Source organism: Comamonas sp. Z3, assembly GCF_008121565.1.
GTDB classification, from domain to species: Bacteria; Pseudomonadota; Gammaproteobacteria; order Burkholderiales; family Burkholderiaceae_C; genus Comamonas; species Comamonas brasiliensis.
This window is the reverse complement of the sequence record NZ_VOQU01000001.1, coordinates 759343-773387: the sequence shown is the minus strand read 5'-3', so window position 1 is coordinate 773387 and position 14045 is coordinate 759343. Positions and strand designations below refer to the sequence as shown.

Below are 14045 nucleotides of genomic sequence, written 5' to 3'. Positions count from 1 at the left end.
AATAGGTTCATCCGTATCCGCCCCAACCGGAGCTACGAATGACAACAGCCCCCCACGACAACACAGCAATCCTCCCCCCATTGGCCCTGGCCCTGGTCAACCACCCACGCGCCACCTTGCAGGAGCTGGCCAAGGCCATTGGCATCAGCAAGGCCACGCTCTACCGTTTCTGCCCCACGCGCGATCTGCTGATCAAGCGCCTGCTGGAGCAAAGCCTGCGCACGCTGGACGACGCACTGGACGAAGCCCGCATCGAGGAAGGCCCGGTGCTCGAGGCCCTCAAGCGCCTCAATGCCAAGCATCTCGAACACCGCGAATTCACGCTGTTTCTGACCTATTACTGGAACGAGGTCGAAAAGCCCATGGAGGAAAATGCGATCTGGGAGCCCAAGGTCGACGCTTTCTTCCTGCGCGGCCAGCAGGAAGGCGTGTTCCGCATCGATTTCAGCGCGGCAACATTGACCGAGCTCTGGCTGGGAACCGTGATCGCCCTCATCGACGGCGAGCGCCGCGGTCGCATCCCCCGCGCGCCGCTGGCGCAGCTCGCAGAGCAGGCTTTTTTGCAGGGCGTCATGCGCCAGGACGGGCCGGCGACAGCCTGACAGAATCGACCCGGACTGCAGCCTTGGCGGCAATGCCTGCCTGCAACTGCACCATGCTCATGCCGTTCCCCTGCAACGCGAGCTCGCGTGCCCTCACACTCGTTTTCACAATTAGAGAGCAGCCTTGTCATGATCAGCCACCTCGACCACCTGGTACTCACCACGGCCAACGAAGCCCAATGCATACACTTCTACACCGAAGTCCTGGGCATGCGACTGGAGTCCTTCATCGGCGGCAACCCGCCCGTGGAGCGCAAGGCCTTTGTCTTCGGCCAGCAGAAGATCAATCTGCATGTGAAGGGGCGCGAGTTCGAACCCAAGGCCCACATTCCTGTGCCCGGTGCCCTGGATCTGTGCTTTCTGGCCTCGGTGCCGCTGGACGAAGTCATCATGCGCCTGCAGCAGTTGTCGGTTCCGATTGCCGAAGGTCCCGTGATGCGCACCGGTGCCACATCGAAAATCCGCTCCATCTATGTGCGTGACCCCGACCTGAACCTCATCGAGATCTCGGAGCCGGCCTAGCCGTGCTCGCGCTGGCAAGCCGGGGCCCGCGAAACGGCCCCGCTTGTCGGCTCAGAGCTGTGCCAAGGCCTTTTTTGCCGGTGCATGGCCTTGGGCGGCAGCGCGCTGCAACCATTCACGCGCGAGCCTGGCGTTCTTTTTCACACCCTGACCATCCCGGTACAAGGTGCCCAAGGCATATTGGGCCGGCGCATCCTGCTGCTCGGCGGCCAGTCGGTACCACTTGAGCGCCTGGGCCAGGCTCCTGCCCACACCATCGCCATTCTCGTACAGAGTGCCCAGGTTGTACTGGGCCTTGGCATAGCCTTGCTCGGCTGCCATGGCGAACCATTTGGCAGCCTCGGCGTAGTCGGGCTTGTCGAAACCCTTGCCCAGGTACTGGAAGACGCCGACGTTGTACTGGGCCAGCACATTGCCTTTGAGCGCCGAGTTCAGGTTTTCCATGTACTCCATGGACTGCGCAAACGAACCGGCTTCGACGGATGCCGCAGAAAGCTGCTGCAGGCGCTCGGCGGCGGCCGCATGCTGGTACTTCAGTGCCTGGGTGTAATAGGCGATCGCTTCCTTATCGTTGCGATACTCGCCCTCGCCCTGCTCAAACAGGCGGCCCAGTTCATAGTACGCCTCGCCCGAGCCACGGATGGCTACAGCATGCAGGAGCAGCACGGCTCGCTTGTGGTCGGGGGCCACACCCTGGCCTTCGAAGCAAATCTTCCCCAGCAGCAATTGGGCTTTTTGCACGCCTTTGTCTGCCAGCGGGGTCAGCCATTTCGCGGCTTCGGCATGGTTCTTCTCAACGCCTTCGCCAAGGTAGTACATCTCGGCCACCGTGAACTGCGCGAGCACATCGGCTTGCTGCGCCGCCATCAGATACCAGCGAAACGAGACCTGCAGATCCTGGGCCAGCAGCTCGCCTTTGCGGTAGACAAAGCCCAGACTATTTTGTGCTGTCGCAGAGCCCTGTTGCGCGGCGCGCTCCAGCCATGCGACACCTGTTGCTGCATTCCGCTCAACCGCTTCGCCTCTTAGATAGATAGTTCCCAGCAGGTTCTGCGCATCGAGATTGCCAGCGTTTGCAGCCTGATGAATGCGTGCCAGGCCTGCCTCAGGATCTTTCTTCACGCCTTCGGCACCCAGCACATAGACCAGGCCCAGCAGATACTGGGACGGCGCATGCTGCTGATCGGCGGCCAGCCTCAGCCAGCGCAAGGCATCGTCGGCATTCTTTTCCACGCCCTTGCCGTAAAGATAGGCCTTTCCCAGCTCGTACTGTGCCGCGACATCGCCGGTCTTTGCGGCGTTGACCGCATCGCTGGGCTGGGCCTGGGCACAACCCCAGAACGAGAGCCAAGCCGAGAGAACCAAAGCACCAGACCATCTCGCAAGCATTGCGTCTCCTGTTCGCAAAAAAAAGAGGCGAGTATATAGAAGCGACGCCTTATCCACAAAGCGCTGCCAGCTATCAAAAACATATCGACCCGCCTCAAACCGGAGACGGTTTCCGATGCAGCTCGCGCTTGACTGCAGGCACCGGGCCGCCTGGCGGCCCGCAAAATCTTTCCTGCTCCCCGGCTCGCTGCGGTTGCGGTTGCGGTTGCGGCTGAGCACCAGGATTGGCCGGCGACGGCCAACCACCTCTTGGGCTCAGGCATTCATGGGCGTACAGAGCTCCACCACACAGCCATCGGGGCAACGCAGATAGGACACCACCTGCCCCCAGGGCTTGGCTGTCGGTGCTGCCATCTCGGCAGCGCCGGCGCTCAGCGCGTTTCGATGGGCCTGCTCGACATCTTCCGTGACCAGCGCGATTTCAAAGCCCAATGGCTTGGCGGAGCTGTGCGCTTCGACATGGCCTCCCGGAAAATTCAGCCCACCCAGCGCATGGGCGGCAAATGCCAGCGTCGTCTGCCCGGTCTCGAGCTCGCCGTAGGTTCCGGATTCATGCAGAAAACGCCGCTGCATGCCGAATGCGCGGGTAAAGAAGTCCAGAGATGCCGGGACATCGGGGACATAGACGATTGTGTAGCCCAGTTTCATGAAACACCTTCTCAAAGCTCGAGCGAATTGGAACGTTGAACGCGCGACTGTCTGCTGTTCAGTGCCATCATCCTACTCAGCAAAACGACGAAGGCCTTGAAATGATTCAAGGCCTTCGTGACGGTCTGCCGGATTCAAGCCGTCATCTACAGCCCCATGCCCAGAATCGAGTTATCGGCATGCAGTTCGCTGCCGCTCATGACGCTGGACGCGTCGCTGGCCAGAAACAGCACCAGCTGTGCAATGCGCTCGGGCATATAGGCACGTCCGGCGCGATTGCGCTCGGGATCATGCAAGACCATTTCCTGGCTCACGCCCTTGGGCAGCGAAGCCTGCATCATCGGCGTATAGATGCCATCGGGGTGGATGGAGTTGACGCGAATCGCATAGCCTTGCTTGCGGCAGTTCAGCGCAGCAGCGCGCGTCAGCGCGGACACGGCCGCCTTGCTGGCGCTGTAGCCCGCATATTGCTCCACGGGCAGCCAGCTCGATACCGAAGCCATGTTGATGATGGAGCCGCCGCCCTGCTTCATTGCCGCAATGCCCTGCTGGCAGCCGATGAAGACCGACTCGGTGTTGATCCTGAGCAGGCGGCTGAAATCCTCCAGACGCCCGGTTTCCATGTCGCCCGGCAGCAGGATGCCGGCGTTGTTGACCAGCACATCGAGCCTGCCCAGACACTGCTGCACCGCCGCCAGCACAAGCTTCCAGTCCGTCTCGCTGCTCACATCATGGCGGACGAACATGGCGTGCTTGCCCAGCTCCGCCGCCAGTTGCAGACCTGCCGCTTCATTGATATCGCTGAATGCGACCTTGGCACCTTCGGCAAGAAGCAGCTTCACCACTTCCAGCCCCACGCCGCTGGCGCCACCAGTGACCAGGGCCACCTTGCCCTGCAAACGATTTGTCATCCTCTGTCTCCTCGTGATTTTTTCTCGGCCCTGAACAGGGCATTGCCACTGCCACACAAAAAAGGAGGCGCAAGCGCCTCCCAGCCTGGCCGGCAAACAGCCCGCAGCCACACCAATGTGCACCCCAGGCTGTTTGCCGGATTCATGTTCTTCAGTTGCCGGCGTTACGCGCCGCCTCGGGCGTAAACATGGCTGCGGTCATATTGCCCTTGTTCAACACAGGGCCCTGGGGGCGCTCCTGGAACAGGTTGTAGGCCACATAGCCACCGGAGTTCAGGTCGTGATAGAAGCTGGTGCCCGCATGCCAGATTCTGGCGTCGAAGGCGTAGTAATGGTTGACCACCGCCTGCAGCCACAGCTGACCACGGGCATCGTAGTAATCGCTCATCAGTGCCTGACCGGTATCCTCGTCAAGGAACAGCACGCGCTTGCCGAACATGTGGCGATAGCCGTCCTTGAGCGAAGCCTCCAGCACCCAGACACGGCGCAGCTCGTAGCGCATGTAGTCGGGGTTTTCATGGCCGGGTTTGAGCAGGTCTGCATACTTCACGCTGCTGCCGTGAATCTTGTAGGCATTGGCCGGCACATAGACTTCCTTCTTGCCCAGCGACTTCCAGTGGTAGCGCTCGGGCGAGCCGTTGAACAGGCGGTCGGAGTCAATGGTCAGCTTGCCACCGGTGCCCGACAGAGGCTGATCGAAACCGTATTCGGGAATCTGGCGAACCCGGCGCGTGCCGGGGTCATAACTCCAGCCCAGGCGCTTTTCCTTGCCGAACTCCACCGGCTCGGACACCACGCTGACGCCGCCCTTCTCACGCTCGGGCAGCCTGACCGCATTCATGCCCTGGGACATGGGGCTACTCAGTGGCTGCCCGGCATTGGCCGGATCGTTGACCTGGCTGAAAGCGCGGTTGTCGGCCCGGCCCCAGACGATGCTGCCATCGGCCAGCACATTGGCATTGTCACGCAGCGTATGTTCGGTAAAGGCACGTGATGGCAGCAGGTTGTTGAAGGCCAGCTCCAGACCACTGCGGGGAAACGGAAAGGGCAGCGCGCCCTTGACCGCCCCCGTGGTGCCCTGGCCGTCGGCATTCATCACGGCCTCCTGGGCGTTCTTCCTGGCAGCCGCGCAGACGGCATCCGAGAAGCGGAAGTCGCGGTGCCCTTGATAGACCGGGATGCGATAGGTCCTGGGGTATTTGGCAAACATGGCCTTCTGGCCTTCTGTAAGGCGCTCGGCGTACTGGGCCAGATTCTCTGCCGTGATGGTGAACAAAGGCTTTTCACTGGCATAAGGGTCCACAGGATGCAGGCCCGCATGCGGGTTGTATTGAATGCCGGGTGGCGTGCCCAGCCATTTCCCGGTGAACTCCGGCACGCCACTGGCCGTGCCCGCTTTTTCTCCGCCCGTGCATGTCAACGACTTGCCCAACCTGGCCAGTTCATCGGGCGTTGCCCTGGCCCAAACAGCCCCCGCCAACAACGCGCCTGCGGCCAGGACCGCCAGCGAACGGGGCCCCACTCCTAACTTCATGCCTAGTCTCCTTGGATGCATTGCCATGCATCTACCTGTCATTGAACTTCTCTTGTCGTTGTTCTTCCTTGCCGGCTCGCAATTGCGAAGCAACGAAATCATTGTTCGGCCGGAGACAATCAAGGGCATCGTCAATTGGGACTAGCGCAGGCAGGCCAGCGTAGCGGCCATAAAAAAAGCGGGCCGCTGGCCCGCTCTGGAACAGTATTTGAACGTTCAGCGCTTGATGCCGAACACACCCAGCATCTGCTCTGTCTGCTTTTGCATCTGCTCCTGCATCTGGGTGAACATGTTCTGGGACTGCTCCATATAGCTGCCCATCAAACCCTGCATGGCCTGAGGCTGCATGCTCATGAACTGCTTCCAGGCTTCGGGATTCGCGCCCTGGGACTGGCCCGCCAGCTTGCTCTGGAAGTCCGTGAACATCTGCACGTTCTTTTCGATATAGCTTCCCATGAAGCCCTGCATGGCATGGCCATAGAAGCGGATGATGTTGGCCAGCATCGCTTCGGAGAACATGGGTGCCCCACCGGCCTCCTCCTCCAGAATGATCTGCAACAGAATGGAGCGCGTCAGGTCTTCATTGGTCTTGGCATCCCTGATGACCACCGGCTCGCTGTCCATGACCAGTTGCTTGACTTCGGCCAGCGTGATGTATGAAGAGGTATTGGTGTCGTACAGACGACGGTTGGGGTACTTCTTGATGATTCGCTGCTTCCCCGCCTGGACATCACCGTCTTTGCCCTCTTTGCTTTCTTGCATTGCAAGTCCTTTATGTTCTGGGGGTCTGCCCCGTCGTCAATTGAGCTATTGCAGTGCAACAGATTTTAGGCAGTGCGCAAGCCGTCTCGGCAAGCAGTAACCCTGACAAACAAGCTTGTCTGCTCTGCAACAAAGTCGCACCACCGTCACAGCCTGCACCAGGTCTTTGCCATTCATTCACAAAAACAGCTTGCTGTCTGGCGAAATAAAGCTTGCAGAAGGTTTACAGTGCCTTTCGTTGTTTGACGAAAGGCTCAACGGAATGATCTCCACCAAAACACGCAATGCTGTTTGTCTGACCGCCCTGCTGGCTGCTGCCGGCTTCATGACTGCAGCTCAGGCCCAGCCCGATGCCGCAGCAGCCGATGCAGCCAAGGCCGCCGCACCGCAGGCTGCACCTGCAGCCCAGGCAGCCCCTGCCAATGTGGATGCAGCTGCCGCTGACGCAGCCTTGCGCAAACGCCTGCAAGCTGTAGTGGCGGCCATGGACGGCAAGTCCAAGCTGGCCGCCAGCAATTTCAACGAGGAGTTCCTCAAGAACTCTCCCATCGACACCGTGCAGAAAGCCCTGGACTCGGTGCGCACCGGCGTAGGCAGTTGCCAGACGGTCGGTCGCATGGAAAGCTCCACGCCTCTGGCCACCAGCGTGCTGCTGAGCTGCACCAAGGGCTTCGTGCCCATGGAGCTGGCGGTCGAGCCCAAGGCCCCCTACCGCATCTCCGGTATCTTGCTGCGTCCGGCATTCTGGAAGTAAGCCGTTGCCGCTCTCAAGAATGGAGCCCTTGGGCTCCATTTTTTGTGGGCTCTCGCAAGTTCAGATCACCACCGGCTCGGGTTCCAGGCGAATCCCGAAGCGCTCGTAGACACTGGTCTGGATGGCCCCGGCGAGCGTCATCACCTCACCGCCGGTCACGCTGGCGTCTATGCTGTGGCGGTCACCGCGGTTGACCAGCACCAGCGCCTGCTTGTCATAGACGCCTGCGCGCCCCATGGTCTTGCCCTTCCAGCCGCAGGCATCGATCAGCCAGCCGGCCGCCAGCTTGATGGAGCCGTCATCCATGGGGTAGTGAACAATCTTGGGCTCGCGCGCGATGATGTCCGCGCACTGCTCGGTCGTCACCGTGGGGTTCTTGAAGAAGCTGCCTGCATTGCCGGTGACTTCTGGGTCCGGCAGCTTGGCACGGCGGATCTCGCAGACCCATTCAAAGACCTGCTGCGCAGTCGGCTGCTCTATGCCTTTTTCGGCCTGCTTGCGCTGCAGATCGAGATAGCCCAGATCCGGCTTCCAGCTCTTGGGCAGCGCCAGGCGCACGCGGGTGATCACCGCCCGCCCCTTGAGACCCAGACCGCGCGGAACGGCCGCCGAGCCGGCCACGGGCCAGTACTTGGGCTGGGCTGGTGCATGCTTGAACACCGAGTCACGGTAACCGAAGGCACATTGCGCAGCATTGAGGCTGAACTGCTCGCCGGTCACCAGATCGATGGCATCCAGGGAATCGAAGCGATCCTGCAACTCAATCCCATAGGCCCCGATGTTCTGCACCGGGGCCGCGCCGACCGTGCCTGGAATCAGCGCCATGTTCTCAAGACCTGTATAGCCCTGGGCCAGCGTCCATGCCACCATATCGTGCCAGCGCTCGCCTGCGCCGATCTCGACAATCCAGTCCCTGTCGGTTTCGTGCAGCAGCCGCATGCCCATGATTTCCATCTTGAGCACCACGGGGGCCACATCGCCCGTCAGCACCACATTGCTGCCACCGCCAAGGACAAACACAGGCTGCCGGCCCCATAGCGGGTCGGCGAGGAACTGGCGGATATCGTCCTGGCTACGAATGCGCACCAGTGTTTCGGCGCGCGCGGCAATGCCAAAGGTGTTGCAATGCTGCAGGGGAACATTTTTCTCGACTAACATCCACCCAATTGTCGCACTGCGCCTGCTCCGCTGCTGGCAAGCAGCACTTCACGGCCCGGCGCACTGTGGCTGTTCACCGCTCTGATACTGATAGGAATTACACATGCCTTCTTTTGACACTGTTTGCGAAGCCGATTTCGTCGAAGTGAAGAACGCCGTTGACAACGCCACCAAGGAAATTGGCACCCGCTTCGACTTCAAGGGCACTTCGGCCGCCGTCGAGCTCAAGGACAAGGAAATCACCATGTACGGCGATGCCGAGTTCCAGCTGCAGCAAGTCGAGGACCTGCTGCGCAACAAGCTGACCAAGCGCAATGTGGACGTGCGCTTCCTGGACATCCAGAAGGCACAGAAGATTGGCGGCGACAAGGTCAAGCAGCTCATCAAGGTCAAGAACGGCATCGAGTCCGAGCTGGCCAAGCAGATCCAGAAGCTGATGAAGGAAAGCAAGCTCAAGGTGCAGGCCGCCATTCAGGAAGAGAAGGTCCGCATCACCGGCGCCAAGCGCGACGATCTGCAGGCGGCCATGGCCCTGATCCGCAAGGACCTGGCCGACCATCCGCTGTCGTTCAACAACTTCCGCGATTGAATGAGACCCCTGCTGCGCAGCTTCGCTGCCTGCTCCTCTGCCGCCGTGCGGAGCGACCGGCCAATGCCCTGGCCGGGGGCCTGCGGCCTGCGCCGCATGGGTCTTCTGCTGTCGGTCGGCCTGGCCGCCGGCTGCGCCTGGGGCCAGTCCGTGGCACTGACCGGCGTGCTGGGCAGCAAGGCCTTGCTGGTCATTGATGGCAGCGCCCCCAAGGCACTGGCCGTCAACGAAAGCCACAGGGAAGTGCGCCTGCTGCAGGTCAGCGGCGACACCGCCGTGGTGGATATCAAGGGCCGGCGCCAGACCGTGCGCCTGGGCGATGCTCCGGTCAGCGTGGGCAGCCGGGGCGGCACTGGCGGCGCCGCGCGCTCGGGCCGGCTGGTCCTGATCGCCGACTCGCGCGGCCATTTCATCGATCGTGGCTATATCAATGGCAAAACCATGCAGTACATGGTGGACACCGGCGCCAGCACCATTGCCATAGGCCGTGCCGATGCCGATCGCATGGGCCTGCCCTACGAACAGGGCATCCCCGTACTGATGCGCACCGCCAACGGCACTGCCCAGGGCTGGCGCATCAAGCTCGACAGCGTCAAGCTGGGCGAAATGGAGGTCTACGGCATGGACGCCGTCGTCGCCCCCCAATCCATGCCCTATGTGCTGCTGGGCAACAATCTGCTGACCCAGTTTCAGATGACCCGCAGGGGCAATGAGATGGTTCTGGAAAAGAACTGAACCCGCCTCACGCCCATGCAAGCACGCTACGACGACCCCTATGAAGACCTGCTGGGCCTGTGGTCAGATCTGGAGGCGGCACTGGCGCTGTTGCTGACCGAGCCGCTGCGCATTCCCGGCTTTGCCATCAAGCTGCGCCAGCTCGATCTATGGTTGCAGGACCTCATCACCCAGGACAGCGACGCCGCGCTGTACCTGATGTTTCAGCGTGCCAGCTCGACCACCGTGGGCTACAGTCCCTCTCATGCCGTGGTCTGCGCAGGGCTGTGCCATATCCTTGCCAAGGAGCTTGAGCTGCCTCAGTCCGAGCGCGACACACTGATACGCGCCGCGCTGACCATGAATATCGGCATGACCGTGCTGCAAAACCAGCTGGCCGAGCAACGCACGCCGCTGAACAGCCAGCAGTCCGAAGCCGTCAAGCAACACCCCATGGAGGGCCGCCTGATGCTGGAGCGGCTGATGGTGCGCGACCAACTCTGGCTGGATACCGTGCAATACCACCATGTCGTGCTGCAGCCCGCGCCGCTGGCACAGTTGCAGCCGCTGGAGCGCCTGGTGCGCATTCTGGGCACGGTGGATCGCTATGCGGCCCTGATCAGCCCGCGCAAGACCCGCAGCGGGCGCTCTGCCACCGAGTCGCTGCAGGTGCTGCAGCAAGGCGGACAATACGCCGACGAAGTCAAGCAGGCCTTGATCGATGTCGTGGGTCTCTACCCGCCCGGCACCTATGTGCAGCTGGGCAATGGCGAAGTCGCCGTCGTGCTGCGCCGTGGCAAAAGCCTGGAGGAGCCCCAGATAGCCAGCGTGATCGACAGTGATGGCCACAGCATGTACCCGCCCATCTGGCATCTGGACGGGCGCAGGCCGGCCATCACCTCCGCGCTGGCGCGTTCCTCGCTGACGCTGGATCTGGATCTGCGCTCCATGGCACAGCTGGGCATTCACAGCGCACGCGGCAATGCCGAGCTGTACCGCATGGTCAAGCTGCCGGGCAGCAGACGCTGAGGCTTTGCGCTCTAGATGCCCTGTGCTGCCATCAAGCCTGCATGGTGGCCGCGCGTGAACGCCTCTTCCAGTACCGAATAGCCAGCCCAGTCCGCATGCGCAAAGCTCAGCCGCGCCGTTGCAGGCGTGGGCAGACCCTGTACGCGCTCCCCGTTCAATAGCAGCTTTCGCTTACTCGTATTGAACTTGACAGCTATTTCACTCAATATGCGCTGATCACCAGGGCGCGGAATCGCCATGGCATGGCCATAGCGGGTGATTTCCATGCGTGTGGCATGCTGCAGCAGATCGGGGTGCGCCTCGCTCAGCGTGTTCACGATGCGGTCGCGCCAGAAGGCAAACGGTTGCTGCATCAGTTGCCTGCGCCCATCGGCCCAGTCCCCCAGCGCCTGGTAGTAGCTCAGCACCGTGGGCTGGCGGCGTATGCGGTCCAGCCGCTGATTGCCCGCATCCACATAGCCCAGCCCGCCCGCATTGCCATCGCGGTACAGCACATTGTCCCAGGCGGGCTCCGCCCCCGGATAGTCGGCCAGCGGTCGGTCGATATGGATGTTCGCCACCAGCCAGGGCGCCCAGTCCAGACGCGCCGCCACGGTGCGCAGAAAATCGGGCGCATCGCGCAGCACGCGTGCGGCCACAAAACTGGGCAAGGCCACCACGCAATGCTGCGCCAGCCAGCGTTCATGCTGCTGGCGGCCATGGTGATAGACCTCGATCTGCACGCCGCCCACCTCCTCGGTGATGGCGAGCACACTGCAATCAGCCTGGAGCTGTGTGGCCTTCAGTCCCGTCAGCAGCTGCTGGGCCAGCCAGCCATTGCCCTGGGGCCAGGTCAGCACCTGCTCGCCGTCCGCTTCGCTCTCATGTTCGGGCTGCGGACGCGGCGCATGAAACCCATGGCGGCTGGCGAAATAATGAATCCCCGCCCAGGCCGAGACGCGGCTCAGACCGGCTCCGAAATCATCGCGGCAGCTGTAGTCCAGATACCAGAGCAGACGTTCGTCATCAAGTCCCTGCGCCGCCAGCCATTGGTCGAAACGCTGTGCATCGAGCACGGCATGAGAGGCAGGCAGACCCGCGTCGCGCTGCCAGACACGGATCGAGGGCATGGCAAAGGCTGCGGCCCGAGACGCTGCCTCGACCTGCTTTTCAAACAGTGCATATTGCTCCAGCGTGCGCTGGCTCACGCCCTGCACGGGCAGCAGTCCCTCATGCCAGCCGCCCTGCCAGTACAAGCGCTCCTGCGGGCTATGGCAGAGATAGCGCTCGTCATAGCGCCAGCGGCCGGCTGCACGCTGGCGCACGCCCAGCTCCTCCAGCCAATCCTGCACCTCATGGGCATCGTCGCCGGGCACGGGCAGATAGTGGGCACCCAGGGGGCAGGCTATGCCCTTGACCTGCCCGCCCTGGCTGTTGCCGCCCATGGCGGTCTGGGTATCGAGCAAGGCTGCATCCTGAACGCCGGCCAGTTCCAGCGCGCGCGCCGCCGCCAGCCCGGCCATGCCGCCGCCCGCTATCACGACCGGCGCCCGGTGCACCACGGCAGGTGCAGGCAGCTCCAGCCCTTGCGCCAGGCGCTGCCAGAAAGGGCGCAGGCCATGACCGCGCTCCAGCGCCATGCCACTGAAGCCGCCCGGCAGATCTTCCAGTCTGGGCGCTGGCTGCTTGCAGCCGGCCAGGCCTGCTGCGCCCAAAGCGCTGGCGGCCGCCAGCCCGAGCCAGTTGCGCCGCTTCAGATCGGCCCGCATCAATGCTCCACCTTGCCCCACTCGCGCTCATAGGTGTTGACCAGCACCTGATTGGACAGGCGATTCACCTCGGTCGGCACGCGCGCCATATCGAGAGGGAAGTCAAACATCAGGCGCAGCGTGGGCAGGGTCAGAAAACGCATGCCGGCGGGCAAGGCCTCGGGCTCGCGCCAGGGACGGTGGCTGGCCAGCACAAAACCCCATTCCCCAAAACTGGGCACATGCACGTGATAGGGCCTCGCCGCCAGGCCCACGGACTCCACGGTCTGCACCACGGTCCAGAAGCTCTGGCGCGCAATCAGCGGCGAGGTGGTCTGGATCACGGCATAGCCGCTGGCCGCCAGACGCTTGTCCAGCAGCGAATAGAAACTATTGGTGAACAGCTTGCCTATGGCGAAGTTGGTGGGGTCGGGAAAGTCCACCACGATCACATCGAAAGTCTCCGCGCTTTGCTGCAGCCAGTGAAACGCATCGGTATTGACGATGCTCACGCGGGCGTCGTTGAGCGCATTGCCATTGAGCGCCGTCATCATGGCATTGCTCTTGAACAAATCGGTCATGGCCGGGTCCAGCTCCACCAGCACGACGGATTCCACGCCCGGGTACTTGAGCACCTCGCGCACGGCCATGCCGTCGCCGCCGCCCAGCACCGCCACCTTCTTCGGTGCGCCATGTGCGGCCATGGGTGGGTGGACCAGCGCTTCGTGATAGCGGTACTCGTCGCTCTGGGCAAACTGCAGATTGCCGTTCAGATACAGGCGCGCGCCCTGGCGTCCCTGTGTCACCACAATGCGCTGGTAGGGCGAGCTGCTGCTCAGCACGATGCGATCCTGGTAGAAATGGTCGTCGGCCAGCCGGGTCAGCTGATCCGCGCCGGCGATGCCGCCGCCCAGCGCCAGCAGCACCAGCGCGCAGGCCCAGGCATGGGCACGCAGATTGCGCAGCTCATGCTTGAACAGCACCAGGGCCCAGACCGCAATGGCTGCGTTCATGAAGCCGAACAGCAGACCTGTGCGCACCAGCCCCAGCTTGGGCACCAGCACGATGGGAAAGGCCAGCGACACGGCCAGGGCTCCGAGATAGTCGAAGGTCAGCACCTTGGAGACCAGATCCTTGAGCGATGCATTGCGCTTGAGAATGCGCATCACCAGCGGAATCTCCAGCCCCACCAGCGTACCCACCACCATCACCATGCCATAGAGCAGAAAGCGGAACGCGCCCGGCGCATAGGCATTGGCCAGAAACAGCACGGCCGGCAAGGCACCACCGACCAGCGCCACCATCAGCTCCACACGCAGAAAATGCGCGGGCAGCTGGTCTTCGAAATAGCGCGACAGCCACGAGCCTATGCCCATGGCAAACAGATAGGTGCCGATGATGGTGGAGAACTGCAGCACCGAATCGCCGAGCAGATAGGACGCCAGCGCCCCTGCTGCCAGCTCATAGAGCAGACCGCAGGCCGCAATCACGAACACGCTGGCCAGCAGCGCCACATCAATGGGCCGCGGCCCCTGGCCAGCGCTATGCTCCTCGGCCACCATCGAAGTCATCTAATTCCTTTAACCGTATAACAGGCGCGCCGTCCTCTGCCTGCCAGGGACAGCGAGCAAGGGCCGCCCCGCAGCGAAGCTGTCGTCTCCCTCCCCTAGCGCCCAGCGCGTAGAGAGAGGGGGAAGGCGCGCAGC

General features: G+C 62.4%; 14 protein-coding genes. 6 read left to right on the top strand and 8 right to left on the bottom strand.

Going from position 1 to position 14045, the window contains the following annotated elements:
* Positions 1–38: 38 nt before the first annotated feature.
* Entirely contained in the window at positions 39–602 is a 564-nt protein-coding gene (locus FSY59_RS03675) for a TetR/AcrR family transcriptional regulator (RefSeq protein ID WP_003056390.1), read from the top strand.
* Between the two features lie 129 nt (positions 603–731).
* Positions 732–1124, top strand: a complete 393-nt coding sequence (locus tag FSY59_RS03670; RefSeq protein WP_003056391.1) for a VOC family protein — start codon at positions 732–734, stop codon at positions 1122–1124.
* Positions 1125–1175: 51 nt separating this feature from the next.
* On the opposite strand, the gene FSY59_RS03665 is transcribed toward FSY59_RS03670, so the two are convergent.
* From FSY59_RS03665 to phaR, 5 genes are all read right to left on the bottom strand, one after another.
* Entirely contained in the window at positions 1176–2513 is a 1338-nt protein-coding gene (locus FSY59_RS03665; RefSeq protein WP_148728478.1) for a tetratricopeptide repeat protein, read from the bottom strand.
* 255 nt (positions 2514–2768) lie between these two features.
* On the bottom strand, positions 2769–3161 hold the full coding sequence (locus FSY59_RS03660; RefSeq protein WP_148728477.1) for a VOC family protein: 393 nt from the start codon (positions 3159–3161) through the stop codon (positions 2769–2771).
* A gap of 146 nt (positions 3162–3307) precedes the next feature.
* Complete coding sequence (locus FSY59_RS03655; RefSeq protein ID WP_148728476.1) at positions 3308–4072, bottom strand: SDR family oxidoreductase; 765 nt, start codon at positions 4070–4072, stop codon at positions 3308–3310.
* A gap of 151 nt (positions 4073–4223) precedes the next feature.
* The gene (locus FSY59_RS03650; RefSeq protein ID WP_003056396.1) at positions 4224–5606 is read right to left on the bottom strand and encodes a DUF1329 domain-containing protein; all 1383 of its coding nucleotides are present in this window, start codon (positions 5604–5606) and stop codon (positions 4224–4226) included.
* Between the two features lie 216 nt (positions 5607–5822).
* Positions 5823–6368: a polyhydroxyalkanoate synthesis repressor PhaR gene (gene phaR, locus FSY59_RS03645; RefSeq protein WP_003056399.1), complete on the bottom strand. Its 546-nt coding sequence runs from the start codon at positions 6366–6368 to the stop codon at positions 5823–5825.
* Positions 6369–6630: 262 nt separating this feature from the next.
* Here phaR and FSY59_RS03640 point away from each other — a divergent pair, with 262 nt between their 5' ends.
* Entirely contained in the window at positions 6631–7122 is a 492-nt protein-coding gene (locus FSY59_RS03640; protein ID WP_019043344.1) for a hypothetical protein, read from the top strand.
* Positions 7123–7182: 60 nt separating this feature from the next.
* Here the strand turns inward: FSY59_RS03640 and murB are convergent, their stop codons facing one another.
* Positions 7183–8280: a UDP-N-acetylmuramate dehydrogenase gene (gene murB, locus FSY59_RS03635; protein WP_003056403.1), complete on the bottom strand. Its 1098-nt coding sequence runs from the start codon at positions 8278–8280 to the stop codon at positions 7183–7185.
* Positions 8281–8383: 103 nt separating this feature from the next.
* Between murB and FSY59_RS03630 the strand changes: the two genes are divergently transcribed.
* From FSY59_RS03630 to FSY59_RS03620, 3 genes are all read left to right on the top strand, one after another.
* Positions 8384–8869, top strand: coding sequence for a YajQ family cyclic di-GMP-binding protein (locus FSY59_RS03630; RefSeq protein WP_003056407.1), 486 nt, complete (start codon positions 8384–8386; stop codon positions 8867–8869).
* 96 nt (positions 8870–8965) lie between these two features.
* Positions 8966–9604 carry a TIGR02281 family clan AA aspartic protease gene (locus FSY59_RS03625; protein WP_353240928.1) on the top strand — a complete coding sequence of 213 codons (639 nt, stop codon included), beginning with the start codon at positions 8966–8968 and terminating at the stop codon, positions 9602–9604.
* A 15-nt stretch (positions 9605–9619) separates the two neighbouring features.
* Complete coding sequence (locus FSY59_RS03620; protein WP_148728475.1) at positions 9620–10612, top strand: HD-GYP domain-containing protein; 993 nt, start codon at positions 9620–9622, stop codon at positions 10610–10612.
* 11 nt (positions 10613–10623) lie between these two features.
* On the opposite strand, the gene FSY59_RS03615 is transcribed toward FSY59_RS03620, so the two are convergent.
* Positions 10624–12360: an NAD(P)-binding protein gene (locus FSY59_RS03615; RefSeq protein WP_003056414.1), complete on the bottom strand. Its 1737-nt coding sequence runs from the start codon at positions 12358–12360 to the stop codon at positions 10624–10626.
* Positions 12360–13910: a polyamine aminopropyltransferase gene (locus FSY59_RS03610; RefSeq protein WP_148728474.1), complete on the bottom strand. Its 1551-nt coding sequence runs from the start codon at positions 13908–13910 to the stop codon at positions 12360–12362. The genes FSY59_RS03615 and FSY59_RS03610 overlap by 1 nt, the downstream gene beginning before the upstream one ends.
* Positions 13911–14045: the final 135 nt, after the last annotated feature.